General features: G+C 46.5%; 2 tRNA genes. Both read right to left on the bottom strand.

From position 1 onward, the window contains the following. Positions 1-80: 80 nt before the first annotated feature. A tRNA-Ala gene (locus FC75_RS11550) sits at positions 81-153 on the bottom strand. A gap of 20 nt (positions 154-173) precedes the next feature. Then, positions 174-247 (bottom strand) — tRNA-Ile (locus FC75_RS11545). Positions 248-318: the final 71 nt, after the last annotated feature.

The following is a 318-nucleotide window of genomic DNA, read 5'->3' as shown; positions in this document are numbered from 1 at the left end:
ACGCTGTGTTCTCGGCATTTCTTTAAAACAATGATATCCAGTTTTCAAAGAACAAAGATTCTCATTGCCGTTTCCGGCAATGGAGGCTAACGGGTTCGAACCGATGACCTCCTGCTTGCAAAGCAGGTGCTCTCCCAACTGAGCTAAGCCCCCATGGGTATTAAATTAAAAAATGGGCCTAAATGGACTTGAACCATCGACCTCACGCTTATCAGGCGTGCGCTCTAACCAGCTGAGCTATAGGCCCAAAAAGCGCCGGTAGTCCTCTCAAAACTAAACAAAGTTTCATGTGATAGGTTTCCGTGATGCTTACGCATC

The organism is Lacticaseibacillus camelliae DSM 22697 = JCM 13995, assembly GCF_001436615.1.
Taxonomy (GTDB): Bacteria; Bacillota; Bacilli; order Lactobacillales; family Lactobacillaceae; genus Lacticaseibacillus; species Lacticaseibacillus camelliae.
Note: the sequence above shows the minus strand (reverse complement) of the source record. Positions and strands in the feature narration are given on the sequence as shown.